Annotated in this window: 17 protein-coding genes and 1 pseudogene; 13 read left to right on the top strand and 5 right to left on the bottom strand. The window is 68.7% G+C overall.

Annotated features, from left to right (window positions below; genetic code table 11):
• Positions 1 to 19 precede the first annotated feature (19 nt).
• Positions 20 to 907 (top strand): vitamin K epoxide reductase family protein, encoded by an 888-nt coding sequence (locus MUU77_RS14770; RefSeq protein ID WP_245088404.1) that lies wholly within the window; start codon positions 20 to 22, stop codon positions 905 to 907.
• Between the two features lie 61 nt (positions 908 to 968).
• Here MUU77_RS14770 and MUU77_RS14765 read toward each other — a convergent pair whose 3' ends face one another.
• A complete protein-coding gene (locus MUU77_RS14765; RefSeq protein WP_245088401.1) occupies positions 969 to 1856 on the bottom strand; it encodes an outer membrane protein assembly factor BamD in 888 nt (295 codons plus the stop codon).
• A 119-nt stretch (positions 1857 to 1975) separates the two neighbouring features.
• Here MUU77_RS14765 and rluD point away from each other — a divergent pair, with 119 nt between their 5' ends.
• From rluD to MUU77_RS14745, 4 genes and pseudogenes are all read left to right on the top strand, one after another.
• On the top strand, positions 1976 to 2950 hold the full coding sequence (gene rluD / locus MUU77_RS14760; RefSeq protein ID WP_245088398.1) for a 23S rRNA pseudouridine(1911/1915/1917) synthase RluD: 975 nt from the start codon (positions 1976 to 1978) through the stop codon (positions 2948 to 2950).
• Positions 2947 to 3717: a peptidoglycan editing factor PgeF gene (gene pgeF / locus MUU77_RS14755; RefSeq protein WP_245088395.1), complete on the top strand. Its 771-nt coding sequence runs from the start codon at positions 2947 to 2949 to the stop codon at positions 3715 to 3717. The genes rluD and pgeF overlap by 4 nt, the downstream gene beginning before the upstream one ends.
• A complete protein-coding gene (locus MUU77_RS14750) occupies positions 3702 to 4241 on the top strand; it encodes a DUF4166 domain-containing protein (protein ID WP_245088392.1) in 540 nt (179 codons plus the stop codon). Before pgeF ends, MUU77_RS14750 begins: the two co-directional genes overlap by 16 nt.
• Positions 4242 to 4303: 62 nt before the next feature.
• Positions 4304 to 4720, top strand: a pseudogene (locus tag MUU77_RS14745) (thiol-disulfide oxidoreductase DCC family protein); the annotation flags it as partial.
• A 65-nt stretch (positions 4721 to 4785) separates the two neighbouring features.
• Here the strand turns inward: MUU77_RS14745 and MUU77_RS14740 are convergent.
• Complete coding sequence (locus tag MUU77_RS14740; RefSeq protein WP_245088389.1) at positions 4786 to 7206, bottom strand: TonB-dependent receptor; 2421 nt, start codon at positions 7204 to 7206, stop codon at positions 4786 to 4788.
• A 182-nt stretch (positions 7207 to 7388) separates the two neighbouring features.
• Here MUU77_RS14740 and MUU77_RS14735 point away from each other — a divergent pair, with 182 nt between their 5' ends.
• The 4 genes from MUU77_RS14735 (at position 7389) to MUU77_RS14720 (ending at position 14710) form a co-directional block, all read left to right on the top strand.
• Positions 7389 to 7862: a DUF3574 domain-containing protein gene (locus MUU77_RS14735; RefSeq protein ID WP_245088386.1), complete on the top strand. Its 474-nt coding sequence runs from the start codon at positions 7389 to 7391 to the stop codon at positions 7860 to 7862.
• Between the two features lie 104 nt (positions 7863 to 7966).
• Positions 7967 to 9547: a hypothetical protein gene (locus MUU77_RS14730; protein ID WP_245088384.1), complete on the top strand. Its 1581-nt coding sequence runs from the start codon at positions 7967 to 7969 to the stop codon at positions 9545 to 9547.
• 163 nt (positions 9548 to 9710) lie between these two features.
• Positions 9711 to 12299, top strand: coding sequence for an ATP-dependent chaperone ClpB (clpB, locus tag MUU77_RS14725; RefSeq protein WP_245088382.1), 2589 nt, complete (start codon positions 9711 to 9713; stop codon positions 12297 to 12299).
• A 143-nt stretch (positions 12300 to 12442) separates the two neighbouring features.
• Positions 12443 to 14710, top strand: coding sequence for a bifunctional diguanylate cyclase/phosphodiesterase (locus tag MUU77_RS14720; protein ID WP_245088380.1), 2268 nt, complete (start codon positions 12443 to 12445; stop codon positions 14708 to 14710).
• A gap of 9 nt (positions 14711 to 14719) precedes the next feature.
• Here the strand turns inward: MUU77_RS14720 and ybaL are convergent, their stop codons facing one another.
• Positions 14720 to 16408 (bottom strand): YbaL family putative K(+) efflux transporter, encoded by a 1689-nt coding sequence (ybaL, locus tag MUU77_RS14715; protein WP_245088378.1) that lies wholly within the window; start codon positions 16406 to 16408, stop codon positions 14720 to 14722.
• Positions 16409 to 16567: 159 nt separating this feature from the next.
• Entirely contained in the window at positions 16568 to 18958 is a 2391-nt protein-coding gene (locus MUU77_RS14710; RefSeq protein ID WP_245088376.1) for a TonB-dependent receptor, read from the bottom strand.
• Between the two features lie 201 nt (positions 18959 to 19159).
• On the opposite strand from MUU77_RS14710, the gene MUU77_RS14705 reads away from it, so the two are divergent.
• Entirely contained in the window at positions 19160 to 21013 is a 1854-nt protein-coding gene (locus MUU77_RS14705; RefSeq protein ID WP_245088373.1) for an ABC-F family ATP-binding cassette domain-containing protein, read from the top strand.
• Positions 21014 to 21238: 225 nt separating this feature from the next.
• Here MUU77_RS14705 and MUU77_RS14700 read toward each other — a convergent pair whose 3' ends face one another.
• Positions 21239 to 22117 carry a LysR family transcriptional regulator gene (locus MUU77_RS14700; protein WP_245088370.1) on the bottom strand — a complete coding sequence of 293 codons (879 nt, stop codon included), beginning with the start codon at positions 22115 to 22117 and terminating at the stop codon, positions 21239 to 21241.
• Between the two features lie 87 nt (positions 22118 to 22204).
• Here MUU77_RS14700 and bla point away from each other — a divergent pair, with 87 nt between their 5' ends.
• The 3 genes from bla (at position 22205) to MUU77_RS14685 (ending at position 26058) form a co-directional block, all read left to right on the top strand.
• On the top strand, positions 22205 to 23101 hold the full coding sequence (gene bla / locus MUU77_RS14695; protein ID WP_345779054.1) for a class A beta-lactamase: 897 nt from the start codon (positions 22205 to 22207) through the stop codon (positions 23099 to 23101).
• 80 nt (positions 23102 to 23181) lie between these two features.
• A complete protein-coding gene (locus MUU77_RS14690; protein ID WP_245088367.1) occupies positions 23182 to 23505 on the top strand; it encodes a zinc ribbon domain-containing protein in 324 nt (107 codons plus the stop codon).
• A 117-nt stretch (positions 23506 to 23622) separates the two neighbouring features.
• Positions 23623 to 26058 carry a hypothetical protein gene (locus tag MUU77_RS14685; protein WP_245088364.1) on the top strand — a complete coding sequence of 812 codons (2436 nt, stop codon included), beginning with the start codon at positions 23623 to 23625 and terminating at the stop codon, positions 26056 to 26058.
• Positions 26059 to 26062: the final 4 nt, after the last annotated feature.

The raw sequence follows: 26062 nt of genomic DNA, 5'->3' as shown, positions 1-26062 counted from the left end.
GCCCGCTGCGGAGCTGCGCATGAGCCGAAAGAAGAAGCGCAAGGCGCACCCCGTGCATCAGGCATCCCCGATGCCGCGCGCGGCGACGCCGCCAGATCGCGTGATGCTGGCGCTGGCGGTGCTGGGCCTGCTGATCACCGGCTACCTGGCGTGGGCGGGGGGCAGCGGTTCCGCGTCCGCGTTCTGCACCGGCGAGGGTGGCTGCGATGCGATCCAGCGCAGCGGCTGGTCCACGCTGTTGGGCGTGCCGATGGCGGGGTGGGGCTTCGGCCTGTATGCGGTGGTCGCCTGGGTGTCGCTGTCGCGCAAGGCGTCGGCGCTGCTGCGCTGGCAGCGGCAGTGGCGGCTGGTGCTGCTGGGGCTGGGGATCAGCGTCTACCTCACTGCGGTGGGGGCGGTGGTGCTCGACGCATTCTGCATGGGCTGCCTGGCTTCGCTGGCGGTGCTGGCGGCGATGTTCGGCCGGCTGCAGCTGAGCCGCCCCGTGTCGGCGCCCGGCCAGCCCTGGAAGCGCTGGTGGGCCGTGCAGGCGTTGCCGGTACTGCTCGTGGTGGGCGTGCTTCACGTGCATCAGAGCGGACTGCTGCACCAGCGTCCGGAAAGCCGTCGGGCGGCGGCGCTGGCGCAGCACCTGTCCGATTACGGCGCCAGGTTCTATGGCGCGTCATGGTGCGTGGAGTGCCGGCAGCAGAAGCGCCGCTTCGGCCATGCGGCGGACCGGCTGCCCTACGTGGAATGTTCGCCCGGCGGGCGCAATACGCCCATGACGTCCACCTGTGCGGCGGCGGGCGTGACCGTGTTCCCCACCTGGGTCATCGATGGCATCCAGCACAACGGCGTGCTCGAACCGCGGCAACTGGCGGTGCTGACGCGCTTCGACTGGGACAAGGCCGGCACGGCCGAATGATCCGGTCCGGAAACGGAGAAAGGGCCCGAAGGCCCTTTTTCGCGCACGACCTGCGCTGCGCTCAGTCGTCGTTGCGGCGGTCGGCGGTGTTGATGGACTTCTCGCTGGCGAACGGGTTCAGGCGACGCACCATCCACGGATAGTCCGGCCACTTGCCGGCCAGCCAGGGATGCTGCGGGTCGTTCAACTCCAGCACGCGCCGGGCGTCGGCGGCCAGGGCCTCGTTGCCCAGGTGGGTGTAGGCCTCGGCCAGCACGGCGACGGCGTCGTTCTGGTAGGCGCTCTGCGGATAGGTTTCCAGCAGGTACCTGGCGCGGCTGGCGGCCGACACCCAGGCGTCGCGACGCAGGTAGTAGATGGCCGTGTCCAGTTCGTGCAGGGCGAACTGGTTGCGCAAGGCCACCATGCGCTGGCGGGCATCGGCGGCGTAGCGGCTGTTGGGGTAGTTCTCGGCGACGCGGTTGAAGTCGTTGTAGCCCTGCATCGGGGTGGCCAGGTCACGGCGGCTGGCGTCCAGACGCCATACCTTCTGCAGGAACACCGTGTCGCGGTTGGAGTTGGCCAGCCCGCGCAGGTAGTACATGTACGGGATGTTGCGGTGCGTGGGGTAGGTGCGGATGAAGCGGTCGATGGTGGTCACCGCGTCGTCCAGCTTGCCGGCCTTGTATTCGGCATAGGCCGTTTCCATCAGCGCCTGCTCGGTGTAGGGACCGTAGGGATACTGGGCGATCAGGCGGCGGAAACTGGTCAGGCCGCGGTCCCAGTTGTTGTTGGCCATGGCCTGGTGCGCTTCCTGGTACATCACCTCGACCGGCTGGTTCTCGGGTGCTTCCTTCTTCTTGAAGATCTTGCCGCAGCCGGTCCCGGCGAAGGCGACCGCCAGCGCCAGCAGGACCAGACGGGCGGACGCGGAGGGGCGGGTAAGGCGGGGAAGGGCACGCTGGGTCATGGGCTGGCGGCAGGCCGCGGCAGGGAAACAGGCTGTCGATGATAGCCTAGGCGCCGCCTTCGCCATGAACAATCGGCCAATACGGACCGGCGGCATGGCCTTCCTGGACGTTTTCCCGCATGACCGAACCCGATTCCCCCGATACGCCCCGCACGGCCGTCGTGCCCGCCAGCGCCGCCGGCCGGCGCTTCGACGCCGCCCTGGCCGAGCTGTTCCCCGAGTTCTCCCGGTCGCGCCTGACCGAGTGGATCAAGTCGGGCAACGCCCTGCTGGACGGCCAGGTGGTGCGCCCTCGCGATCCCGTGCGCGGCGGCGAGACCGCCAGCCTGGACGTGGTGCTGGATACCCAGACCCACGCCGAGCCGGAAGACATCCCGCTGGACATCCTGTACGAGGACGAGCACGTCTTCGTGCTGGACAAGCCGGCGGGTCTGGTCGTCCACCCCGGCGCCGGCAATCCCACCGGCACGCTGGTCAATGCGCTGCTGTTCCGCGATCCGTCGCTGTCGGCGTTGCCGCGCGCGGGCATCGTGCACCGGTTGGACAAGGACACCTCGGGCGTGATGGTGGTGGCGCGCACGCTGCCGGCGCACACCTCGCTGGTGGCGCAGCTGGCCTCGCGCGACGTGCATCGCCAGTACCTGGCGATCGTGGTGGGCGCGATGGTCTCCGGCGGCACCGCCAATGCGCCGATCGACCGCCACCCGCGCGACCGGCTGAAGATGGCCGTGCGCGAGGATGGCCGCGATGCCGTCACCCACTACCGCCTGCGCGAGCGCTTCCGTGCGCACACCGCGCTGGAATGCCGGCTGGAAACCGGGCGCACGCACCAGATCCGCGTGCACATGGCGCACATCAAGTACCCCATCGTCGGCGATCCGCTGTACGGCGGCCCGCTGCGCCTGCCCAAGGGCGCCAGCGACGAACTGATCGCGGTGCTGCGCGGCTTCCGCCGGCAGGCCCTGCATGCCGAGACGCTGGAGTTCGCCCATCCGGTCAGCGGCGAACCGGTGCGCGTCACCGCGCCGGTGCCGGCCGACATGCTGGCGCTGCTGGCGGCCCTGCGCGCGGACACCCAGGCGCAACGCAAGTGAATCGCGCCCCCGCCGTCGCGGCCGACTGGCCCGCACCGGCGGGCGTGCACGCCTTCACCACGCTGCGCCATGGCGCGGGCGAGTCGCAGCCGCCGTTCGACCACTTCAACCTGGGCAACAGGTACGCGGCCGATGGCGATGACCCTGCGGTGGTGGCGCGCAACCGCGCGCGGCTGGTCGAACTGGCCGGCCTGCCTTCCGCGCCGCACTGGCTGAAGCAGGTGCATGGCATCGACGTGCTGCGCGTGGAAACCCCCGCCGATCCCGCCGCCACGGAACCGGTTGCCGATGCGCTGGTCACGTCCACGCCGGGCGTGGTGCTGGCCATCCTCACTGCCGATTGCCTGCCGGTGGTGTTCGCGGCGAAGGACGGCCGCGAGATCGCCGCCGCGCATGCCGGCTGGCCGGGCCTGTCCAAGGGCATGCTGGAAGCGACGCTGGACGCCATGGACACGCCGGCGGCGGACCTGGTGGCGTGGATCGGGCCGGCCGCCGGTCCCCTGCGCTATGAGGTCGGCCAGAACGTGTTCGACGCCTTCGTCTCGCAGCGGGCCGGTGCGGCCGCGGCGTTCGCGCCGACGCGTCCGGGCCATTGGCTGGCCGATCTGCCCGCGCTGGCGCGCCGCCGCCTGGTCGCGCGCGGCATGCGGGCGGACGCCATCCATGGCGGCGATCTCTGCACGATCAGCGAGCCCGACCGCTTCTTCTCCCACCGCCGCGACGGCCGCAGCGGCCGCATCGCCACGCTGGCGTGGATGCAGCCGTAAGCCCGCTGTTCGCCGTGCCGCTGGGTACGGCCTTCGACGCGCTGCCGGGACCGGTGCGCGCGCTGCATCTTGCGCAGGGCCGGCGCCGTTACGCCGGGATGGTCGAGGTCGAACGCGGATCGGGGCTGCTGTCGCGCCTGGTGGCCTCCGCCACGCACCTGCCGCCGGCCGGATCGGGTCCGCTGTGCGTGGAGATCGACGCATCGCCCGACGCCGAGCGCTGGACGCGCTTCATCGGCGGGCGCGCCATGCCTTCGCGCCTGTGGCGCGACGGCGACGTGCTGTGCGAGCGGCTGGGCCTGGCGACGTTCGGCTTCCGGCTGGAGGTGGTGGACGAGGCGATAGTCTGGCGTGTCGTCCGCGTGAGCGTGTTCGGCGTGTCGTTGCCGGCGCGCTGGTTCACGGGCGTGGGCGCACGCGAGTCCGCGGACGGCGAGCGTTACGCGTTCGATGTGTGGGCCTCGTTACCGCTCGTCGGACTGCTGGTGCACTACACGGGCTGGCTGGATGTACGCGACGAGTGAATGGTCGTCCTTCTCCCCGCGTGCGGGGAGCGGGGAATCATCCTGTTTGACGGAGAGGTTGCGTGACGACAAGGGATCCATCCAGCCCGCGAGTGCCGGTCATCGTCTTCGACGGCATCTGCGTGCTGTGCAACGGCTGGGTGCGTTTCCTGCTGAAGCACGACCGTGAGGGCCGCTATCGTTTCGCGGCGATGCAGACCGAAGCGGGTCGCGCGTTGCTGGCGGGGCATGGACTGGATCCTGACGACCCCGCATCGTTCCTGCTGGTCGACGGCGAGCGTGCGTGGACTGACAGCGCTGCGATCCAGCGCGTGCTGACGGGCCTGGGTGGCGTGTGGCGATTGGCGGGTGTGATCGCGGTGGTGCCGCGCGCCGTGCGCGATCCGTTGTACCGGTGGATCGCGCGGCACCGGTACCGGTGGTTCGGGACGACCGCGTGCCACGTGCCTACCGAGGAAGAGCGGGCGCGGTTCCTCGAACAGACCGATCAGGTCGGCCTGCCTGATCGTCATCCCGGCCTTCGCCGGGATGACGGTGTTCCTGCTCAGAACGTGTAGCGCACCCGGGTGTAGTAGTACGCGCCATTGCTGCCGATGGGCGAAAGCACGTCGTAGGGCAGGTTGCCGAAGTAGTAGATGTCCTCGTTCGACAGGTCCGGGTACTCGTCGGTCAGGTTCAGGCCGCCGATGGCCACGCTCCACCTGGGCGAGACGCGGTATTCGACTTCCGCGTCCAGCTGCCACTCGGCGCCGTAGGTCTGTTCCGGCTCGAAGCCGCCGCCGAAGTTGAACACGCGCTTGGCGCTGCCATGCCGGCTCACGCGACCCAGCAGCGACCATTGCGGGTTGTCCCAGGTGGCGGTGAAGGTGCCGCGCGTGCGCGGTGCGGCGTCGGTCAGCGTGTTGCTTTCCTCCACGCCGAACAGCACGTAGTCCGGATCGATGGCCAGCAGTTCGGCCGGCGTGGCCGCGATGTTCTCCAGCTCGGTCCTGGCGTAGCTGTAGGCGCCGGTCAGCAGCAGGTTGCCATCGCCCAGCGCCTGCCGCCAGTTGGCCACCAGCTCGGCGCCTTCGGTGCGGGTGTCGGCGGCGTTGATGAAGAAGTTGGCGCTCTGCACGCCCGGCACGCCGAAGTTGTCCAGCACGAAGTCGGTCAACGCGTCGCCGCTGATGCGTTCGGTGAGCGCCACGCGGTCGTCGATGTCGATGCGGAACACGTCCAGCGACACGTCGAAGTGCTCGCCGATGCGGCTGGTGAAGCCCACGCTGAGGTTCAGCGACTTCTCCGGCTCCAGGTCCTGCGCGCCCAGCGCGCGGGCGATGGGATTGTTGACCGACAGCAGGCGGCCCTGGGTGAGCTGGCCGGAGGCGTCGTAGCCGGTGGAGGTGGATTCGAAGCCGATCTGGCTCAGCGACGGGGCGCGGAAGTTGTTCGACACCGAGCCGCGCAGGGCGAATGCGGGCGCGAACTCGTAGCGGGCGGCCAGCTTTCCGGTCAGTTCGCCGCCGAAATCGTCATAGTGCTCGTAGCGCGCGGCGATGTCGGTGGTGAACTTCTCGCCCCACTGGCTGCTGAGGCTGGCGTAGACGCTGGACACGTCGCGGTCGAGGTCGGCGGTGTCCTGCGGGGTCAGTCCGCCGCCCGCCTGCGAGCCGGTCGGGCGGTCGGTGTAGGGGCCCGCCGCATAGGAAGCAGGGTCGCCGGCGCCGGTTTCGAAGGTCTCTTGGCGGAACTCGAGGCCGGTGGCGAAGGTGTGCGCGCCCAGCACGCGGCTGATGTCCAGGTTCAGCAGGGTCTGGCCGGACTGGTAGTCGCCGGTCTTGAAACGCGTGGGGCTGGTCGGGCCCAGCGAGGCGTTGAGCGAGTTGCGCAGGCGGTAGGTGAATTCATTGCGGCCGTGGTTGAGGCTGGCGTCGTAGTCCCAGTCGCCCCATTGCCCGCGCACGCCGGCCACGCCGGCCAGGTCCAGGTTGTCGCCTTCCGAGACCGGGCGGTAGCCGTTGGGGTAGACCTGCTTCCAGTTCGCCACGCCATCGGGGTAGCGGAAGTAGTTGGCGCCTTCGGTATCGCTCTGGTGGTACGTGCCGAAGGCGTACAGCTCGGCCGATGCGCCCAGCGGCACCGCCGCGTTGAGCCAGGCGTTGATGTCGCGGGAACTGCCGTCGCCCAGCACGTAATTACGCTGGCCGGCCAGGGCCAGATTGTCCGGCGTCTGCTCTTCGAAGAACGGGATCTGGTCCAGGCCGGCGCGGTTGGTGCCCTCGCGCTGCTTGTATTCCAGGCCCACGCGGAAGAAGCCGCCATCGCCGATGCGATCGCCCACCTGCGCGCTGAAGAAACCGGTCTGGCCGTCGGTGACGGTCTGGTCGATGGGCTCGACCTTCGTGTGGTGCGCGCCGTAGCTGGCTTCGAAGGCGCCGCCTTCCGGCGCGTCGTTGAGGATCACGTTGATGACGCCGGCGACGGCATCGGAGCCGTACTGGGCGCCGGCGCCATCGCGCAGCACCTCGATGCGCTTGATCGCGCTGACCGGGATGGCGTTGAAGTCCACCGGCGTATTGCCCTTGCCGATCTTGCTGTCGGTGTTGACCAGCGCGCTGGTGTGGCGGCGCTTGCCATTGACCAGCACCAGCACCTGGTTGGGGCTCAGGCCGCGCAGCTGCGCGGCGCGGATGTGGTCGGCACCGCCGGAATTGGACTGGCGCGGGAAGTTCAGCGAGGGCAGCAGCGCCTGCAGCGCGCTGCCGAGTTCGCCGTTGAGCACGCCGGCCTTGCGGATGTCCTCGGCGGTCAGCACGTCGATGGGCGAGGTGGACTCCAGCGCGGTGCGGTCGCTGGCGCGGGTGCCGGTGACGATCACCGCGTCCAGGTCGGTGGCGCCGGCAGGCGCGGTCTGGGCATGGGCGGGGAGGGCAAGCGCCAGCACGATGGCGGCGCCGAGCGGAGCAAGGGCGGGGTGGGACATGCGGGTCTCGTGGGGCGAGGGAGGGAACAGAATAAAGTCTATCGCTATATTGCGATGAAGCGATATATTAGCCGCCACTGCGGGCCCTGCGTCATCTCCGCTGTCCATCACCTTATGCCGCCGCGTCATATGGCCACCGCGGCGGCATGCTCCATCCTGTCCTTCCCTGCGAGGTCTTCCCCATGTCGCATCGTGCTGTCTGCCTGCTGGTCCTGCTTGCGCTGGCCGGGTGCGCCTCCCCGCCGCCCGTCGCGCCGGCCCCTGCCACCACCGCGGCACTGGAAGGCGATGCGCTGCGTCCTGCCAGCGCGAGCGGCTGGGTGCGCAGCGAGCTGTACTTCGGCGTGGGGGAAGAGACCGGTCCGGCCGACCGTCCGCAGGCCGAGCCGATCAGCGAAGCGACATGGCGCGCCTTTCTCGACAAGGAAGTGACCGCGCGCTTTCCCGACGGCCTGACCGTGTTCGACGCCTACGGCCAGTGGCTGTTCCGCGGTGCGAAGGAACCCAACCGGCTGAAGACCAAGGTGCTGGTGGTGCTGCACGAGGACACCCCGCAGCGCCGCGCCGACATCGAGGCGATCCGCCTGGCATGGAAGCGGGCCACCGGCCACCAGTCGGTGCTGTGGTCGCGGCACCCGGTGGACGTATCCTTCTGAAGCAGGAGTGAGTGGAGCGGCGTGGGGAGTGAGCGGAAAACCGCGTGCTCGCCATGCTTCGCCTTTGCTCACTTCCCACTCATCTCCCCTCACTCCTCGCGCCCATGACTTCCCAGACCCGCAGCGGCAAGTGGTTCGTCCCCGGTGACCTCAACGGGTTCTTCGGCCTGGTGGTGGACAACCTGTCCATCCTCGGCTTCATCGCCGCCGCGCTGATCGGCATCTTCCAGTTCCCGGCCGAGGTGGTGTTCACCCGCATGTTCCCCGGCACGGCGCTGGGCGTGCTGGTCGGCAACCTGATCTACACGTGGATGGCGCACCGGCTGGCGGCCAGGACCGGGCGCGACGACGTCACCGCGATGCCGCTGGGCCTGGACGCGCCCACCAGCATCGGCATGGCGCTGCTGGTGCTGGGGCCGGCCTTCCTCGGCTTCAAGCAGGCGGGCATGGGCGAACAGGCCGCGGCCATCGCCACCTGGCAGCTCGGCATGGCCTCGCTGGTGGTGATGGGCGTGCTGAAGCTGGTGCTGTCGTTCTTCGGCGATGCGGTCACCCGCGCCGTGCCGCGCGCCGGCCTGCTGGGTTCCATCGGCGGCGCGGCGCTGACGCTGCTGGGCTTCCTGCCGCTGATCGAGACGCTGCGCCAGCCCATCGTCGGCTTCGTCACCTTCGGCCTGCTGCTGTACGTGCTGGTGGCCAAGGGCAGGCTGCCGGTGAAGATCCCCGGCGTGCTGCTGGCCTTCATCGTGGGCACCACGCTGTACTACGGGCTGGGCCTGGCCGGCCTGGGCGCGCCGGGCTTCAAGGTGCCCGAGGCCGTGCCGCTCGCGCTGACCCTGCCGCTGCCCACGCTGGGCTGGCTGGACGGCCTGGCCTACACCGTGCCCTACCTGCCGCTGCTGTTGCCGTTCGGCCTGCTGATGGTGGTGGGCGGCATCAACGTCAGCGAAAGCGCGCGCGCGGCCGGCGACGACTACCGCACGCGCGACGTGCTGCTGGCCGAGGCGGTGTCCACCCTGGTGGCGGGCTTCTGCGGCGGCGTGGCGCAGACCACGCCCTACATCGGCCAGCCCGCCTACAAGCACATGGGGGCGCGCAAGGGCTACACGCTGTTGACCGGCCTCTTCATCGGCCTGGGCGGCGTGCTCGGTTACGTGTCGGGCCTGGTGCAGTGGCTGCCGGTGGCGGTGCTGGCGCCGATCATCGTCTACGTGGGCCTGGACATCACCGTGCAGGCTTTCACCGAAACGCCGCGCAAGCACGCCATCGCGGTGGCGCTGGGGTTCCTGCCGTCGGTGGCCTATCTGCTGACGATCAAGTTCGGCAACCCCGCGTGGATCGCGCCGGACCGTTTCGCCGGCCTGTACGAAGGCGTGGACGGCCACGGTCTGCCGGACCTGGCCACGATAGTGACGCTGGGCAACGGCTTCATCATCACCGCCATGGTCTGGACCACCGCGCTGGTGGCGATGATCGACGGCCGCAACGGCCGTGCCGTCGTCGCGCTGCTGGTGGGTGCGGTGCTGACCCTGTTCGGCATCATCCACTCGGTGGATCCGCGCGGCGGCATCTACCTGCCGTGGGACGTGGAAGGCCTGAGGGCGACGATCCTCTGGCAGTTTGCCGGGGCGTACGCGGCGCTGGCCGTGCTGCTGGGCCTGCTGTCGCTGCAGAAGAAGCCGTAAGGCGGGCCCCGGCCCGCCCTACGGGCAGGGGATATCGGAAGGTGGGCCAAGGCCCACCCTGGGTGAATCCGTGTCTCACCTGCTCTTGAAACACCGCCGCTTAACCGCATGTGGGTAGCATCGGCCGGACTCGCTGGCCCCTACCTTCCTTGAGGTTCTCCCGATGCGGATGGACAAACTGACCTCGCGTTTCCAGCAGGCGCTGGCCGACGCGCAGTCGCTGGCCGTGGGCCGCGACCACACCATGATCGAGCCGGTGCACGTGCTGACCGCACTGCTGGAGCAGCAGGGCGGCAGCACCCGCCCGCTGCTGGCGCAGGCCGGCGTCAACGTGCCCGTGCTGCGCGAGCGGCTGGGCGACGCGCTGGACAGACTGCCGAAGGTGACCGGCCAGGCCGGCAACCTGTCCATCGGCAACGACCTGGCGCGCCTGCTCAACGTCACCGACAAGCTGGCGCAGGACAGTGGCGATACCTACATCGCCAGCGAGTGGTTCCTGCTGGCCGCGCTGGACGACAGCGGCGCCGCCGGCCAGGAGCTGAAGGCCAGCGGTGCCGACAAGCAGAAGCTGCGGGCCGCCATCGAGAAGCTGCGGGGAGGGGAAAAGGTGCAGTCGGAGAATGCCGAAGACCAGCGCCAGGCGCTGGAGAAGTTCACCATCGACCTGACCGCGCGCGCGGAGTCCGGCAAGCTGGACCCGGTGATCGGTCGCGACGAGGAGATCCGCCGCACCATCCAGGTCCTGCAGCGCCGCACCAAGAACAACCCGGTGCTGATCGGCGAGCCGGGCGTGGGCAAGACCGCCATCGTCGAGGGCCTGGCCCAGCGCATCGTCAACGGCGAAGTGCCCGAAGGCCTGCGCGGCAAGCGCGTGCTGTCGCTGGACATGGGCGCGCTGATCGCCGGCGCGAAGTTCCGCGGCGAATTCGAGGAGCGGTTGAAGGGCGTGCTCAACGACCTGGCCAAGAACGAAGGCCAGATCATCCTCTTCATCGACGAACTGCACACCATGGTCGGCGCCGGCAAGGCCGAGGGCTCGATGGACGCCGGCAACATGCTCAAGCCGGCGCTGGCGCGCGGCGAGCTGCACTGCATCGGCGCCACCACGCTGGACGAATACCGCAAGTACGTCGAGAAGGACGCCGCGCTGGAACGCCGCTTCCAGAAGGTGTTCGTGGGCGAGCCCAGCGTCGAGGACACCATCGCGATCCTGCGCGGCCTGAAGGAAAAGTACGCCGTGCACCACGGCGTGGAGATCACCGACCCGGCGATCGTCGCCGCCGCCACGCTGAGCCACCGCTACATCGCCGACCGCCAGCTGCCGGACAAGGCCATCGACCTGATGGACGAGGCCGCCAGCCGCATCCGCATGGAGATCGACTCCAAGCCGGAGGAGATGGACCGGATGGAACGCCGGCTGATCCAGCTCAAGATCCAGCGCGAGGCGCTGAAGAAGGAGAAGGACGCGCAGTCGAAGCAGCGCCTGGCCGACCTGGAAACCGAGATCGAATCGCTGCAGCGTGAGTTCAACGACCTGGAGGAGATCTGGAAGGCCGAGAAGGCCACCCTGACCGGGGCCACGAAGATCAAGGAGCAGATCGAGCGGGCGAAGCTGGAGCTGGAGGCCGCGCAGCGCAAGCAGGACTATGCGCGCATGAGCGAGCTGCAGTACGGCCAGCTGCCGGAGCTGGAGAAGCAGCTGGCGGCCGCGCAGGAAGCCGAGCAGAAGGGCTTCCGTCTGCTGCAGGACAAGGTCACCGACGAGGAGATCGCCGAGGTCGTCAGCCGCTGGACCGGCATCCCGGTCAGCAAGATGCTGGAGGGCGAACGCGAGAAGCTGCTGCAGATGGAGCAGTCGCTGCGTGGCCGGGTGATCGGCCAGGAGGAAGCGATCAAGGTCGTCTCCGATGCCGTGCGCCGCTCACGCGCCGGGCTGTCCGATCCCAACCGGCCCAGCGGCTCGTTCCTGTTCCTCGGGCCCACCGGCGTGGGCAAGACCGAGTTGTGCAAGGCGCTGGCGGAGTTCCTGTTCGACAGCAGCGACGCGATGGTGCGCATCGACATGAGCGAGTTCATGGAGAAGCACGCGGTCAGCCGGCTGATCGGCGCGCCTCCCGGCTATGTGGGCTACGAGGAAGGCGGCTACCTGACCGAAGCCGTGCGCCGCCGTCCCTACAGCGTGATCCTGCTGGACGAAGTGGAGAAGGCGCACCCGGACGTGTTCAACATCCTGCTGCAGGTACTCGACGACGGCCGGCTGACCGATGGCCAGGGCCGCACGGTGGACTTCCGCAACACGGTGATCGTGATGACGTCCAACCTGGGCTCCAGCCTGATCCAGGAACTCTCGGACGACAGCCCGGAGAGCTACACGCAGATGAAGGCCGCGGTGATGGGCGTGGTGCAGGCGCACTTCCGCCCCGAGTTCATCAACCGGCTGGACGACATCGTCGTGTTCCATCCGCTGGACAAGGCGCAGATCCGCGAGATCGCCCGCATCCAGACCCGCTACCTGGCCAAGCGCCTGGCCGAGCGCCAGATCGTGCTGGAGCTCGACGACTCGGCGCTGATGCTGCTGGGCAATGTCGGTTTCGACCCGGTGTACGGCGCGCGGCCGCTGAAGCGTGCGATCCAGGCCCAGCTGGAGAATCCGCTGGCGCAGAAGATCCTGTCCGGGGAGTTCGGCCCGGGCGACACCGTGCGCGTGCACGCGGCGGGCGCCCAGTTGCAGTTCGACCGCGCGTCGCATTGAGGTCGCGGGCACGGACGGACCGACGAGCGGTCCGCCCGTGCATGGGGTAATGCGTGGGGGGCTGCGGCACGCTGCAGCACTCCCGGCCTGTGGGTTTCCGTGTCAGGATGCGGCGGGGGAGGCAACACACAGGATACGCATGCATGGGTGACCACGCCGACAGCCGGGCGCGTGGCCTGGGCATCAGCACCAGAGTGCTGTTGCTCGGCGGCCTGTGCCTGTTGCTGCAGCAGGTGGCGGTCGGCTACCGGATCGATTTCTTCGGCCAGGTGTCCGACGCCTCGCTGATCCACCTCCATGCCGGCCTGCTGCTGGCGCTCGCCATGCTGGAGCACGACCGTCGCGTCGTCGCCGGCTGCTTCCTGCTGACGTTCGCCGGCTGGACGGTGCGCCAGCTCTATTTCGACGCGTGGCGACCCGGCCCGGTGCTGGCCTGGGGCGCGGCCAGCTACCTGTTCGCCTTCGCCTGGACCTTGCTGTGCGCGCGCTTGGCCGGCTGGCCGCGCGCGCCCGGCCAGCGGGTGCAACGGCGCGACCTGATCCGCTTTGCCGCGATCGGCCTGCTGCTGTATCCGCTGATGCTGGCGCTGGTGGGTTTCAGCATCGCCATGATCTCCACCTCGTCCGCGGCGATCAGCACCGTCTTCCAGATGTTCTTCGCCAAGCAGTTCGGCGTGGCGGTGGTGACGCTGCCGCTGGTGGTCGCCTGGCGCGAGCGCGGCCACGCGCCGCCGCGCAGCGAGGCGGCCTTGCACTGGCTGTGGCCGATCGCCCTGGGTGCGGGCCTGGCCGCCAGCATGTGGGCGGCGGTGCGGGTGCGCCGGGCATTCGATACCGGTGCCGCGGCACCGGAACTGGTGCTGATGGACTACCGCTTCGCCCTGCTGCTGGTGCTCGGCTGGGGCATGCTGCGGCTGTCGTCGCGTTGGGCGATGGCGGCGCTGTCGCTGACCCTGCTGCTGCTGGTGGGCATGGTCGCGGGCACGGCGGAGTACGCCAGCAGCGCGGTGGGCTTCTTCAACCTGCTGCACATCACGCTGGAAGTGAACATCCTGCTGCTGGCCATGATGTACCTGTGGCTGACCCATCGCGACCGCCACGAACTGGCCGAGCGGCTCTCGGCCGAAACCCTGCGCGAGCAGATCACCGGGCTGCCCAACCTCAAGGCGCTGCGCGAGCGCGTCGCCCGTCCCCTGGCGCGCACCGAGCTGGGCTATCTGCTGCTCGACCAGACCGATACGCTGGTGGCCGGTTTCGGCCTGGATACCCAGGCGCAGGCGATGAATGCGGCCGCACGCCGGCTGGAAGACCTGGTGGAAACCTATTACGTGGGCACCGGGCAGTTCGCGTTGCTGCCCCGGCAGGCGGGCGATCCCGATCTGTGGGAACGCGTGGTGGCGCGGGTGGAACATGCCGAGATCGATGTCGACGGCCAGCCGATCCGGCTGCTGCCCTACCTGGGCGTGGCCGCCTTCAACGGCACGCATGCGCGGGTGGTGGACCGCGCGGTGGTGACCGCCTCGCACCTGGCCTTCGAGGCGCGCCGTCACGGCGAGCTGCGCCCCCGGTACCACGACGCGGGCCACAGCCGCGTGCGTCAGAGCCAGCGCCGCCAGCTGCACGATGCGACGGAGGCCCTGGCCAGCCTCCGCAACGAGCGCGTCGTCCTGTACTTCCAGCCGATCCTCGAACTGGGGGACGCGCCCGTCGCCGATCCGCATGCGCTCACGGGCGAGGTGCTGTGCCGGCTGCTGGACGAGCGGGGCGACATCGTGGCGCCGGCGCGCTTCATGGCGCCGCTGGAGGCCGCGGGTCGGGGTGCCGAGCTGGACCTGGCCGTGGTGCGCGCGCTGTTCCGCCTGCTGCGCAAGTCGCCTGCCGCCCTGCCGCACTGCCGGGAGATCGCGATCAACCTGACCGGGCAGAGCCTGGCTTCGATGAGCTTCCAGGTGGAACTGCGCACGTTGCTGGCCGGCTCGCCGTTGCCGATGAGCGCGTTGTGTTTCGAAGTCACCGAGACCGCGGCCATCTCCAACACGGCGGCGGCCAGCCATCTTCTGGCCGACCTGCGCGCGCTGGGTTGCCGCATCGCCATCGACGACTTCGGCACCGGCATGCAGAGCTTCGCGCGCCTGCGCGAATTGCCGGTGGACGTGATCAAGATCGACGGCTCGTTCGTGCGCAACGTGGCCCAGCTGGGCAAGGACTATGCCGTGGTGCAGGCATCGGTGGCGGTGGCCAAGGCGTTCGGCGCGGCGACCGTCGCCGAGTTCGTCGAGGACGAAGACACCGAATTCTGCCTGCGCCGCCTGGGCGTGCAGCGCGTGCAGGGCTACCTGTACGGCGCGCCCCGGCCGCTGGCCGAGGTGCTGGCCGACACCGTGGCCGAAGCCGCGGCCTCGGGCCGCTGATCCGCCGGGTCAGCCCGCGGCGCGCTGTGGGCGGTAGGGCGGGGTGGACATCACCATCTCCGCCAGCGAGAACGCCAGTTCGCGCTCGGCCAGCACCGCGCCGTCCGCGCCGTGTTCCAGCAGGTGTTTGACCTCGCCTTCGCTGTGCGCACGCGCCAGCAGGGTCAGCGCGGGATTGATCGCGCGCAGCTTGGCCAGTGCTTCGCCGGCCTCCAGCGGTTGCGGGATGGCCAGCACGGCGATCTTCGCGCGCTCGGGATGCGCTTCGGCCAGCACCCGGTCGGCGGCCGCGCTGCCGCGTATGGCGGGGATGCCGGCGTCGTGCGCGCGCGCCACATGGTCGCCGTTGTCGTCGATGACGATCAGCGGCACGCCGCGGTCGCGCAGCACGCGCGCCAGTTCGCTGCCCACCCGGCCGTAGCCGATGATGATGGCGTGGCCGGTCACGTCCAGCGAAGGGCCCGGCGGCACTTCGGGTTGGTCGGGTACGGGCGCGAGCGCCTCCTGCCGCGTCTGCCAGCGATCCAGCCAGGAGAACAGGAACGGATTGGCGATGATCGACAGCAGCGAGCCGGCCAGGATCAGGTCGCGGCCGTCCGGCGGCAGGATCTTCAGCGACACGCCCAGCGCGGCCAGGATGAAGGAGAACTCGCCGATCTGCGCCAGGCTGACCGAGATGGTCAGGGCGGTGCTGGCGGGGTGCTTGAACGCACGCACGATGAAGAACGCCGCCAGCGACTTGCCCACCACGATGATGCCGAACGTGGCCAGTACCTGCCACGGATGCGCAATCAGGATGGCCGGATTGAACAGCATGCCCACCGAGACGAAGAACAGCACCGCGAAGGCGTCGCGCAACGGCAGTGAATCGTTGGCGGCCTTGTGGCTGAGTTCCGACTCGTTGAGCAGCATGCCGGCGAAGAACGCGCCCAGGGCGAAGGACACGCCGAACAGCGTGGCCGAGCCGAACGCGACGCCCAGCGCGATCGCCAGTACCGACAGGGTGAACAGCTCGCGCGAGCCGGTGGCGGCGATCTTCTCCAGCGTCCACGGGATCGCCCGGCGGCCCACCAGCAGCATGAAGGCCACGAACGCCCCCAGTTTGACCAGCGTCCAGGCGATGGCCACGGCAAAGGTGCCGAAGCTGGCCGGCTTTTCGCCCGACGCTCCGCCGAAGGTGTCGGCCAGCACCGGCAGCATCACCAGTGCCAGCACCATGGCGATGTCCTCCACGATCAGCCAGCCCACCGCGATGCGGCCACGCCGGGTTTCCAGCAGGCGCCGGTCTTCCATGGCGCGCAGCAGCACCACGGTGCTGGCCACCGACAGCGCCAGGCCGAACACGAAGCCGTTGAGCGGCGTCCAGCCCATGCCCCAGGCCAGCGCCCAGCCCAGGCCGGTGGCGACCGCGATCTGCGCGATGGCGCCGGGGATCGCGATCGCCTTGACTTCCAGCAGGTCCTGCAGCGAGAAGTGCAGGCCCACGCCGAACATCAGCAGCATCACGCCCAGTTCGGACAACTGGTTGGCCAGTTCCTGGTCGGCCACGAAGCCGGGCGTGAACGGGCCGACGAAGATGCCGGCGAGCAGGTAACCGACCAGCGGCGACAGGCGCAGCCTGTGCGCGAGCGCGCCCAGCACGAAGGCCAGGGCCAGCCCTACCGCGATAATGTTGATCAGGTCGGTGTCATGGTGCATCGAACGGCGCGGTTCCTCGGCGTGATCGGTCGAGTGTCGCCCATGCGGCGACCATGCCGCAAACCGGCACGGGGGCGCAGGAGGCCGTCGATGGCGCCGCGCAAACGGAAACGCCCCGCGTGGGGCGGGGCGTTCCGTCGTACCGGTGAGGCTTTCGGATTACCAGGAATAGGCAACGCGGCCGTACGCATAGGCGCCATTGAACCCGAACGGACTCTGCGACGGATACGGCAGCTGGCCCGAGGTCGAGGTGGCGTAGATGCTTTCGTCCGGGTACTCGTCCAGCACGTTGTCGCCACCCAGGGTGAACTCCCAACCGCCGGTCTTGTAGCTGAAGGCCAGGTCGAACAGCCACTTCGGGTCGAAGGTCTGGTCCAGGGCCGGGTTCGAATTGCGGATGGTGAACTCGCCGTAGCGCGTGGCGGTGGCGCTGACGCTGAAACCGCCCTTGGTCCAGATGCTGTTGAGGAAGAACTTGTCGCGGGGCGAGCCCACCTCGAACCGGCCCAGTTCAACGCGGCCGAAGCGCAGCGCGGTGGGGTCGATGGCTTCGAGCGCCGCCGGGTTTTCCGCCACGCGATCGATCGAGGTCTTGTTGTAGTTGTAGCCGGTGGTGAAGTCCAGCGTGCTCGCCGCCAGCGCCCATTTGTAGGTTCCGACGATATCGACGCCCTTGGTGGTGGTGTCCAGCGCGTTGGTGAAGTAGCGGCCGCCGGCCACGTCCGGGAACCCGTTGTCGTTGAGCCAGGTGCGCACGGCCGTGCTGGTGAGGTTCTCCGACAACGTGATGCGGTCCTTCACCTTGATCTGGTACGCATCGATGGTGACGTACAGGTTCTCGACCGGCGTCAGTACCAGGCCCAGGCTCAGGTTGTCGGATTTCTCGGCCTTCAGCGGCTCCGCGCCGAGCGCGATGCCGGCCGGGTTGGTCACCCGGAAGGTCACCAGGTCGAACGGAACGCCGCCGATGAAGTTGGTCGAGGTGGTCTGGTAGTACTGCTGCTGCAGCGACGGCGCGTGGAAGCCGGTGGAGGCGGTCGCGCGCAGCGCCACCGCGTCATTGAAGGCGTAACGCCCGGTCAGCTTGCCGGTGGTGGTGTCGCCGAAGTCGCTGTAGTCCTCGTAGCGCACGGCTACGCCCGCCGACAGCTTCTCGGTGATGTCGCCTTCCAGGCCTGCATACAGCGAGATGTTGTTGCGGTCGAAGCTGCCGCTGTCGCTGGGGCGGAATCCGGGAAATACCTGCGCACCGGAGGGTGCGGGCGCGCCACCGATCAACACGCCGCCGTTGATGTAGGAGCCGGGTTCGCCGGCGCCGATGGTGAACTTCTCGCCGCGCCATTCCGCGCCGTAGGACAGGGTGACCGGATAGGCCAGGCCCCAGTCCAGCTGCTTGTTGAAATCGAAGTTGAGCACGTGCTGCTTGAACTCCAGCGCGCCGGCATAGAACTCGGTGGGCGAGGTCGGGCCCAGGCTGCGGTTGAGCGTGTTCTGGATGTCGAACTCCAGCTCGTTGCTGCCGTAGGTATAGCTGATGTCGATGTTGGTGCCGCCCTCGGTATAGGTCTTCAGGCCGCTGGAGACGCTTACGTCGGTGGAGGTGTTGAAGATCTGGGGCAGGAAGCCGTCCGGATAGATCGACGGGATGTTGCGCGAGTCGCCGGCGGGGCGGAAGAAGCCGTTCGAGAGCGTCTCGCGCTTGGTGTACAGGCCATAGGAATAGAAGGTCAGGTAGTCGGTGACGTCGACCTCGCCGTTGTAGAGGAACGAAGCGTTGTCGACCTCGGGATCGCCGTAGCGCTGCACCACCTTGCCGCCCGGAGCGCTGGTGGCCGTCACGGTGCCGAGGAAGGGACGGGCGCGGTCGGTCTGGTCCTGGTGGCCGGCCTGTGCGGCGAAATGCACCTTGCCGCTGCTGCCCAGCTTGAAGCCGGCATCGGCCTGCGCCTGGTACTGGCGGCCGTCGCCGGCGCTGTAGCCGCCGCCGGTCACGCTGACGCTGCCGCCGCTGTCGGCGCTCTTCAGCACGATGTTGATCACGCCGGCGATGGCGTCCGAGCCGTACTGCGCGGAAGCGCCGTCGCGCAGGACTTCCACGCGCTCGATGGCGGAGATCGGAATGGAGTTGAGGTCTACCGGCGAGGAGCTGCGCCCCTGGCTGCCGTTGACGTTGACCAGCGCGCCCGGGTGGTAGCGCTTGCCGTTCACCAGCACCAGCGTGTGGTCCGGTGCGAGGCCGCGCAGCTGCGCAGGACGCATCGCGTCGGTGCCGTCGTTGATCGCCGCGCGCGGAAAGTTCAGCGAAGGCACGGCGCGCGAGAGGGCGGTGGCCAGTTCCACCGTGCCCGTGGATTCGAGGACGTCGGGCGTGATGACGTCGATCGGTGCGGTGGATTCGGCCACCGTGCGGTCCGCTACGCGGGTGCCGGTGACGATCAGGGTGTCGAGGGTCTGTGCCTCGGAAGACGGGCTGGTCTCCTGCGCCTGGGCGATGGGCGCGGCGAGCGCCAGGGCAACGGCGAAGGCGAGTGGCGAGAGCTTGCGGGTCATGGTGGCTCCAACGGGGTGGAAGGACGGCGCAGCGGGTCGATGGTGGCAGGAAAGTTGCCGCTGAAATCACTTTTGTGCGTTGCACCAATGCCTTTGTTACCGCCCCGTTACATGGATGTCAATGGATTCTTAACAGCCGTGTGGCGGCCTGCTACCGATAAACTACGCGGCCGCTTCCCCCAAATCCCCGTAGGTTGTTTCTTGATCGCCCTTCGTAATTTCGCGCTCCGCCGTGGTGAGCGCCTGCTGCTGTCCAACGTCGACCTCACCCTGCATGCGGGTTACCGCGTCGGCGTGGTGGGTCGCAACGGTGCGGGCAAGTCCAGCCTGTTCGCCGCCGTGCAGGGCGAGCTGGAGGCCGACAAGGGCGATCTGGACCTGCCGGGCAAGGTCCGCATCGCCAGCGTGGCGCAGGAAACCCCCTCGCTGCCGGACCCGGCCCTGTCGTTCGTGCTGGGGGGCGACACCGAAGTCGCCGCCGTCCTGCAGGCCGAAGCCCAGGCCAGCGCGCGGGAAGACTGGGAAGCGGTCGCCAATGCCCACCAGAAGATGGCCGAGATCGGCGCGTACGACGCCGAGGCGCGCGCGGGCAAGCTGCTGCATGGCCTGGGTTTCCCGGCGGACACGCATTCGCGGCCGGTTTCGTCGTTCTCGGGCGGCTGGCGCGTGCGCCTGAACCTGGCGCGCGCCCTGATGATGCCCAGCGACCTGCTGCTGCTGGACGAGCCGACCAACCACCTGGACATGGACGCGGTGCTCTGGCTGGAGCAGTGGCTGCTGAAGTATCCGGGCACGCTGCTGCTGATCTCGCACGACCGCGAGTTCCTCGACAACGTCGCCACCCACACCCTGCACCTGCACGGCGGCGGCGCCAAGCTGTATACCGGCGGCTACACCGATTTCGAGCGCCAGCGCGCCGAGCAGCTGCGCCAGCAGCAGATCGCCCACGAGAAGGAGCAGGCCGAGCGCGCGCACCTGCAGAGCTTCATCGACCGCTTCAAGGCCAAGGCCTCGAAGGCGGCGCAGGCACAGAGCCGCATGAAGCGCCTGGCCAAATTGGCCGGCACCGAGGCGGTACGCGCCGAGCGCGAATTCCGCATCGAGTTCGCCGAGCCGGCCAAGCTGCCCTTCTCGCTGATCCGCTTGAACCATGTCCAAGCCGGTTACGGCGGCGACGCGGTGATCCTGCACGATGTGGGCTTCGGCCTGGAGGCGGGTCAGCGCATCGGCCTGCTCGGCCCCAACGGCGCCGGCAAGACCACGCTGGTGAAGACGCTGGTGGGCGAACTGCCGACGATGGCCGGCGACCGCATGGCGCACCCGGACCTGCGCATCGGTTACTTCGCCCAGCACACCGTGGAGTCGCTGCACGAAGGCCAGTCGCCCATGGACCACTTCCGCGACATCTCGCCCGATGCCAGCAACCAGTCGTTCCGCGATTTCCTGGGCAAGTGGAATTTCCCCGGCGACCGCGCGTTCGAGCCGGTGGATGGCTTCTCCGGCGGCGAGCGCGCGCGCCTGGCGCTGGCGCTGATCGCCTGGCAGCAGCCCAACGTGCTGCTGCTGGACGAACCCACCAACCACCTCGACCTGGAAATGCGCGAGGCACTGGCAGAAGCACTCAGCGATTTCGACGGCGCCATCGTGATGGTGTCGCACGACCGCCACCTGATCGGCCTGGTCTGCGACACGTTCTGGCGCGTGGCCGACGGCGTGGTCGAGCCCTTCGCCGGCGACCTGGACGAGTACGCGGCCTGGTTGCGTACGCGCGCCTCTGCGCAGGGCAGCAAGCCGCTGCGCAGCGAACCGGCGCCCGCGCCCAAGCCTGCGCCCGCGCCCGCGAAGAAGGTCAATCCGGTCAAGCTGGCGGCCGCCGAGGCCCGGGTCGCCGAACTGGAGGGCAAGCTGGTCGACGTGGATGCGCGCCTGGCCGAACCGAAGACGTACGCCGACGCCGACCTGGCCGCTCGCCTGGGCCGAGAGCGGGAAGACCTGCAGCAGCAGCTGGCCAAGGCCGAGGAAGCCTGGTCGGCGCTGTACGACGAGGCGTCCTGATCCCTGGAGCGTTCGTCGGGGACAGGGCCCCGCCAATTCCGAAGCCATGCGCACAGGCGTCATGCCGACCCGTTCAACGGTCATCGTTGCACCCGATGGGCAACGCCCCAAGGCCGGCGCCGCGTCGATGCGGATTCGAACACGCGCCCCGCGCCCAAGGGGGGCGCCGGGCCTGCGAAAGCGAGCCGGTCCGCCGGCTCCTTGGCTGGACCGCCGCGGGTATCGTTACAGGAGTGCCTGTCCCTGCAGCCACGCCGCCACGCGCCGCATGGCATCGGATTCCTTGCGTGACCGCAGGCGGGTCAACCAGTAGCGCCCCAGTTCCAGCGTGGTGGCAAAAGGCTGCAGCAGGCCACCGCTGCCCAGTTCGTGCCCGAACATGTCCAGCGGCAGCAGTGCCACGCCCGCGCCGCCTGCTGCGGCGCTGGCCAATGTGATCGAGGAATCGAATACCGGTCCGCGTGCTTCCACCCCCGCGGCCTCGGCGGCGGCCAGCCAGCGCGGCCACTCATCGTTGCGGTACGAGCGCAGCAGGCATGCCCTTGCCAGGTCGCGCGGATGTTCCAGCACCGGCGCCAGCGCCGGGGCACAGACGGCGGAAAACCGGGCCGCCCGCAAGGGGATCCGGGCCTGCCCCGGCCAGTCGCCTTCGCCAAAGCGGATCGCCAGGTCCAAGCCCTCGCCCGCAAGATCGACCAGATTGTTGTGGGTGGAGATGCGCAGTTCGATGTCGGGATGGGCCGCAGAGAAGGCCGGCAGGCGCGGCAGCAGCCAGCCGGTGGCGAACGTCCCCACCACGCCCATCGTCACCACCTGGCGGCTGTGTCCCCCTGCGAACCGGTCCATCGCCAGACCGATGCGCTCGAACGCCTCGTTGATCTGCGGCCACAGCGCCGTGCCCTCCTCGGTCAACGCCACCCCCCGCGGCAACCGCTGGAACAGGGTCACACCCAGACGGGTTTCCAATGCCTTGATCTGGTGGCTCAGCGCGGCCTGGCTGACGCACAACTCGTCCGCTGCCCGCGTCAGATTCTGGTGCCGGGCGGCGGCTTCGAACGCGCGCAGTGCGTTCAGCGGCAAACGGGGCCTGGGTGGGGGAGACATGAGATTCCTTGATGCTTGTGATCCAACTATCGCGCTGGTGACGTCCTGGGCGAGCGGAAACAATAAGGTTTTCTCAAGGAGAGCACGATGATCATGAGGCGGCAGTTCCTGCAGTGGGCTGGAGTAGGGTTGGCTGCGGGCCTGGTCCCGGGCTACTCAAGGGCGTGGGCTGCCGGGGCGCCGGAACCGGCGGAGGCGGGACCGGACTGGGCGATGCTGGAGCGCGCCAGCGGGGGACGGCTGGGCGTGTGCCTGATCGACAGCGGCAGCGGCCGACGCTGGGGGCACCGTCAGGAAGAACGTTTCCCGATGTGCAGTACCTTCAAGTTCCTGCTTGTCGCCGCGGTGCTCCAGCAGGTCGACCAGGGGCGGATGGCCCTGACGCAAAGGGTACCCATCCGTCAGGAGGACATGATTGCGCACGCCCCCGTGACCGAGAAATACGTCGGTCGCGGCTTGAACGTCGGGGAGTTGTGCAGGGCGACCATGATCTGGAGCGACAATCCCGCAGCCAATCTGCTGCTGCCGTTGGTGGGCGATCCAGCCGGTCTGACGGCCTTCCTGCGCGCGACCGGCGACAGCGTCACCCGCAGCGACCGGAACGAGCCGACCTTGAACCTGTTCAGCCCCGACGACCCGCGCGACACGACGACGCCCGCAGCGATGGCCGTCAACCTGCAGCGCCTGGTGCTGGGCACGGTGCTGTCGCCCGCCTCGCGACGAATTCTGGCCCGCTGGCTCATCGACAACCGCACGGGGGGCCACCGCCTGCGCGCCGGCCTGCCCTCCGGGTGGACCGTGGGCGACAAGACGGGCAGCAACGGCACCGACACCACCAACGACATCGCCGTGATCTGGCCCGGCCATGGCCGGGCGCCCTTCCTGCTGGCCAGCTATCTCCAGGGCGCTTCGGTGGACGCCGCGGCCCGCGACGACACGCTGCGGCAGGTCGCGGTACTGGCGGCCGGGCCGATGGCGCGGTGAACGCGCCGTGGCCGTGCAAGCGGTTGAAACGGCGGCCCGTGCCCCCAGAATACGGGCTCCGCGTCAGTCCCGTATCCGCCATGCCCATCTACGCCTTCGAATGCACCCAGTGCGGCCACCATTTCGACCGTCTGCAGAAGCTGTCCGACCCCGACCCCGACACCTGCCCGTCCTGCGGGCAGTCCACGGTGAAGCGGCAGATCACGGCGCCGGCGTTCCGCCTGGCCGGCAGCGGCTGGTACGAGACCGACTTCAAGAAGGATGGCGACAAGAAGCGCAACCTGGCCGATGGCGGCGAGGGTGCCAAGCCCTCCGCAGAGGCCAAGCCCGCCGACTCGGCACCGGCGAAGAGCGAAAGCGCGCCGGCGAAGGTGGACGCCAAGCCGGCACCGTCGGCGTCCTGACCTCGGCGGCTACTCGGCCGCACTCGACGGCCGCACCGCCTGCACGGTAGCCTTTCCGCACGGCCCGCCGGGGCACACGCGCTTCGCGTGTCAGGGCCGTCCAATCAGGAGGGGGCGATGTCGAAGGCAGGGATGGCCATTCTGGCCGCGTGGGTCGTGGGCGCCATGGCGGCCGTGGCGGGTATTGCCGCCATGTCGATACCGGTGCTGCAGAGCGCAGGGCAGGCCGCTCCGCCCGCAGGCGCACTGCCCGTGCGCGGGTCCCAGCCGCTGGTGCCCCCGGCAAAACTGCGCCTGTCCGGTGAAGTGACGCCGCTGGCGGCCGGTGATGTCCTCCAGTCGGTGGAAGTACGTGTCGGCACCGAGTTGATTCCGGTCAGCGTGCAGGGCCGGTACTTCGAGGCCACGCTGTTCCTGACGGATACCGCTCGCATGGCATCCATCGAGGTGCGCTCCACCAAGGGGCGCCAGGCCAGCCTGCTGGGGAGCGTTTCGCGTCTGGCCGCGCTGGGCGGCGGCGATGGCCGGCTGGACGTGCAGGAACATGCCGCCCTGCGGGTTTCGGCCTTTACGACCGCACTCATGCGGCACATCGAATACGCACTGGGAAGGCGGCCGACCACGGACGCGGAGCTGGACCAGACCACCCGTGCCGTTGCACACGATGGGCTGAGCGCGCTTTCCTATGCGCTGAGCAGGATCGCCGCCGGCGAGTTGCCGATGCCTGCGGGATACCAGGACGGATACGCGTTCAGTGCGGATCGCAACGCCTTCAAGGCTTGGCCGCACCTGCCCGAATATCAGGTCTGGTCCGGATACCTGTTCGAACAGGCGTCCGGCTCCCGTGTCGCCAATGTCTCGGAACTGCCTGCGCGCATGCTGATGTTGGGTGGCCTCTCGGTCACCGAGTATCCGAGCTATTCCGGAGCCACGCGCTTGCTGGAGCGCCTTCCCGATGGATCTGTGAATTTCCATGAGGATCAACCGCTGGCCACGCCCAACTACGCGATCAGGGTGGACGAGAGTGGCCAGGTCGTTTTGACCCCCAGGACCGCGGTGGTGCGCCTTTACGAACGCACATCGCCCGATAACGACGTCATGCAGCGCACCTCGCAGGGCCATGTCCTGCGGCGCCTGGCGATCGCGGGTGGCATCAGTGTGTGGGCACTCAGGTCTGACTGGCTCGAGGTCGCAGCGTCTTCGCCCCAGTCGCCCCCGGTATCTGTTACGGAATATCGTGTGCTATCGGCCACCGATCTCGATGCCTGGAAGCGGGCCGACGCGTGGAGATTCACCAGCCTGCAGTTCTCGCTGCCATGGCTGTGCATCGAGCCAGGCCAGATGCTGGCCGGTCGCTTGGCGGTTTGCGGGTATCCCTTGCACAGGTTCGACTTTGAGGGCCTGGGTTTTACGTTCGAGCACGACATGCCGCTGAGTGCTGACGGGGAGCCCATGGTGCCGACGCGTTCGACCCAGTTCGATGTCTCAATCCAGAACCCGAGTCTCCTGACCATCGACAACGGACAGACCGAGACGCAGTTCTGGCGCCTGCAATCGGGAACGGTGGGCAGGGCCGTAGTGCCATCGGTCTTCCTTTCGCGTTCCCTGCAGGGGGACACGCAGGGTGAGACCCTGGTGGGGCTGACGCCGTCATTCATGTACCAGTTCGAAGGCGAGTCGCCTTCGATCATCCAGCCGCTGGGGAACTGGCGTAACGGTTACCAGAAGGCCCAGCCGCCGTCCTACGTGGGGCTGGATGTTTCGGTCACGCTCTCGCGCCTCGCCGACGGCAACAGTGCGTATTCCGTCCAGGGCGACAACGGCAACAGCCTGGAGAATCATCGCTGGAGCATGACGGGATTCGGTATCTACAACATCCGCGCGAGCGCACGGTACCCGGATGGTTCCAGTCGCCAGGTGGAGGCCTGCACATCGTCGGTCATTGCTGCGGGCGCGACCGCGTGCAACGCGCTGGTTCGATATTTCCGTCCCATCACGCTGGCGCGCGGGAGCTACTACGGAGTCGAGGAACGCTATCGGGTCAGCTATCCCGACCCTGACGCACCGGACGGACAACAGAACCGGTTTGCCATCGTCAGGGACTACTCGCGGTTGGGCTTCGAGACCTGCGAGAGCTCCGAGTGCGCATCGGTCTTTCCCAAGATCGCGTCGCAGGCCCCCGCCGTGCCCGGGCCGGGCGTGCAGGTATTCCCACAGCGGGGCACGCGGCTGGGAGACCGGCAACGTGCGGCTGTCCGCTGGATTCCGTGGCTCACGCCGCTCCGCAGCACGTCGATCGAGGAGGAGGAACGCGATGAAAGCTGTCCGTCCTGCGATCGACCGCGTGCCGATCTGTGGGCCGTCGTCCGCGGCGCGACAGCTCCCGTGCCCGACCCTGAAGACAGCAAGGATGCGGACTTGACGCACGACATTCCCGAGTTGGGTGGGGGCGGGAATGCCTCCCCAGGCACCGGGGCCGGCGAACCTGCGCCGGCCGAAGCCGGCACCTCCGTTGGCCTCACCTCGGCCCCGCCTAAAAGCGCTACGAAGTAAGGTG

The organism is Pseudoxanthomonas sp. F37 (assembly GCF_022965755.1).
In the GTDB taxonomy this organism is placed as follows: Bacteria; Pseudomonadota; Gammaproteobacteria; order Xanthomonadales; family Xanthomonadaceae; genus Pseudoxanthomonas_A.
This window is presented reverse-complemented; position numbering and strand designations above follow the sequence as displayed.

What these genes read in the sequence shown, in the direction of transcription:
- bla (WP_345779054.1), top strand. Translation starts at nt 22,205, where the DNA reads ATGATCATGAGGCGGCAGTTCCTGCAGTGGGCTGGAGTAGGGTTGGCT.
- rluD (WP_245088398.1), top strand. Translation starts at nt 1,976, where the DNA reads ATGACCGAACCCGATTCCCCCGATACGCCCCGCACGGCCGTCGTGCCC.
- ybaL (WP_245088378.1), bottom strand. Translation starts at nt 16,408, where the DNA reads ATGCACCATGACACCGACCTGATCAACATTATCGCGGTAGGGCTGGCC.
- MUU77_RS14685 (WP_245088364.1), top strand. Translation starts at nt 23,623, where the DNA reads ATGTCGAAGGCAGGGATGGCCATTCTGGCCGCGTGGGTCGTGGGCGCC.
- MUU77_RS14740 (WP_245088389.1), bottom strand. Translation starts at nt 7,206, where the DNA reads ATGTCCCACCCCGCCCTTGCTCCGCTCGGCGCCGCCATCGTGCTGGCG.
- MUU77_RS14710 (WP_245088376.1), bottom strand. Translation starts at nt 18,958, where the DNA reads ATGACCCGCAAGCTCTCGCCACTCGCCTTCGCCGTTGCCCTGGCGCTC.
- MUU77_RS14735 (WP_245088386.1), top strand. Translation starts at nt 7,389, where the DNA reads ATGTCGCATCGTGCTGTCTGCCTGCTGGTCCTGCTTGCGCTGGCCGGG.
- MUU77_RS14770 (WP_245088404.1), top strand. Translation starts at nt 20, where the DNA reads ATGAGCCGAAAGAAGAAGCGCAAGGCGCACCCCGTGCATCAGGCATCC.
- MUU77_RS14690 (WP_245088367.1), top strand. Translation starts at nt 23,182, where the DNA reads ATGCCCATCTACGCCTTCGAATGCACCCAGTGCGGCCACCATTTCGAC.
- clpB (WP_245088382.1), top strand. Translation starts at nt 9,711, where the DNA reads ATGCGGATGGACAAACTGACCTCGCGTTTCCAGCAGGCGCTGGCCGAC.
- MUU77_RS14720 (WP_245088380.1), top strand. Translation starts at nt 12,443, where the DNA reads ATGGGTGACCACGCCGACAGCCGGGCGCGTGGCCTGGGCATCAGCACC.
- MUU77_RS14765 (WP_245088401.1), bottom strand. Translation starts at nt 1,856, where the DNA reads ATGACCCAGCGTGCCCTTCCCCGCCTTACCCGCCCCTCCGCGTCCGCC.
- MUU77_RS14730 (WP_245088384.1), top strand. Translation starts at nt 7,967, where the DNA reads ATGACTTCCCAGACCCGCAGCGGCAAGTGGTTCGTCCCCGGTGACCTC.
- MUU77_RS14700 (WP_245088370.1), bottom strand. Translation starts at nt 22,117, where the DNA reads ATGTCTCCCCCACCCAGGCCCCGTTTGCCGCTGAACGCACTGCGCGCG.